This is a genomic window from Vulcanisaeta distributa JCM 11217 (assembly GCF_001316005.1).
Taxonomy (GTDB): Archaea; Thermoproteota; Thermoprotei; order Thermoproteales; family Thermocladiaceae; genus Vulcanisaeta; species Vulcanisaeta distributa_B.
The window spans coordinates 1-1,840 of the sequence record NZ_BBBJ01000016.1; the positions used below are offsets into that span (position 1 = coordinate 1).

Sequence of the window (1,840 nt, forward strand, 5' to 3'; positions counted from 1 at the left end):
CCGTGAGAGCGGGAGCCCCGAGATGGGCACTGAGACAAGGGCCCAGGCTACGGGGGGGTGCAGCAGGCGCGAAAACTCCGCAATGCGGGAAACCGTGACGGGGGGGCCACCCCGAGTGCGCCCGAAGAGGGCGGCTTTTGCCCGGTGCAAAAAGCCGGGCGAATAAGCGGGGGGGGCAAGTCTGGTGTCAGCCGCCGCGGTAATACCAGCCCCCCCGCGAGTGGTCGGGGGGGTGCTTACTGGGCCTAAAGCGCCCGTAGCCGGCCCGGTAAGTCGCCCCCTGAAATCCACGGGCTCAACCCGTGGGCTGGGGGGGCGATACTACCGGGCTTGGGGGGGCGGGAGAGGCCGAGGGTACTCCCGGGGGGGGTAGGGGGGGCGAAATCCGATAATCCCGGGAGGACCACCAGTGGCGAAGGCGCTCGGCTGGAACGCGCCCGACGGTGAGGGGGGGCGAAAGCTGGGGGGGGAGCAAAGGGGGGGATTAGATACCCCCCCTGTAGTCCCAGCTGTAAACTATGCGGGCTAGCTGTTGGGCGGGCTTAGGGCCCGCCCAGTGGCGGAGGGAAGCCGTTAAGCCCGCCGCCTGGGGGGGAGTACGGCCGCAAGGCTGAAACTTAAAGGAATTGGCGGGGGGGGCACCACAAGGGGGGGTGAAGCTTGCGGCTTAATTGGAGTCAACGCCGGAAACCTTACCCGGGGGGGCGACAGCAGGATGATGGCCAGGCTAACGACCTTGCCGGACGAGCTGAGAGGAGGTGCATGGCCGTCGTCAGCTCGTGCCGTGAGGTGTCCGGTTAAGTCCGGCAACGAGCGAGACCCCCCCCACCCTAGTTGCTACCCGGTCCTTCGGGACCGGGGGGGCACACTAGGGGGGGACTGCCGGCGTAAGCCGGAGGAAGGAGGGGGGGGCCACGGCAGGTCAGTATGCCCCCAAACCCCCCCGGGGCTGCACGCGAGCTGCAATGGCGGGGGGGACAGCGGGATCCGACCCCCCCGAAAGGGGGGGGAGGCAATCCCGTAAACCCCCCCGCCCCAGTAGGGATCGAGGGCTGCAACTCGCCCTCGTGAACGTGGAATCCCTAGTAACCGCGTGTCACCAACGCGCGGTGAATACGTCCCTGCCCCTTGCACACACCGCCCGTCGCGCCACCCGAGGGAGCCCCAACGAGGCCTCTTCTCTCCAGGGGGGGTTACCCTGGGGGGGGAGGGGGGGAGGACGAGTTGGGGGGGGCTCCCGAGGGGGGGGCGAAGTCGTAACAAGGTGGCCGTAGGGGGGGAACCTGCGGCCGGATCACCTCCTCTGGGGGGGATGGGGGGGTGTTCAAAGGGGGGGTTGGGTGGTACCCACCTGACCAAACCACCACCCGCACCAGCAAGCCGCCCGGTGGATGGCTCGGCTCGGGCGCCGAGGAAGGGCGTGGCAAGCTGCGATAAGCCCGGGGTAGGCGCAGGCAGCCTTTGAACCCGGGATTCCCGAATGGGCCTCCTGCCCGGGCCGAATAGGCCTGGGCGCTCCGGGGTTTTCCTCGGAGCGGGAACCCCCCCCGAACGGAAACATCTTAGTAGGGGGGGGAGGAAGGGAAACCAACAGGGACCCCCTGAGTAGGGGGGGCGACCGAAAGGGGGGGTTAGCCCAAACCAAATCCCCCGCGGGATAACCGTGGGGGGAGATGTGGGGGGGGTTGAGGGCCCGGGTACCGCCGGGGGGGCGGCCTAGCCGAAGTGGGCTGGAAAGCCCCCCCGCCGTAGAGGGTGATAGCCCCCCCGTAGGCTAAAGGCCGCCTGGCGGAGTCCCGGTGTCCCGGAGTACCACGCCTTGGTTTTGGCGTGGGAAGCA

General features: G+C 68.9%; 2 rRNA genes. Both read left to right on the forward strand.

The annotated features are described in order from the left end of the window. Positions 1-1,303, forward strand: a 16S ribosomal RNA gene (locus JCM11217_RS11940); the annotation flags it as partial. Between the two features lie 60 nt (positions 1,304-1,363). Beyond that, a 23S ribosomal RNA gene (locus tag JCM11217_RS17115) occupies positions 1,364-1,840 on the forward strand; the annotation flags it as partial.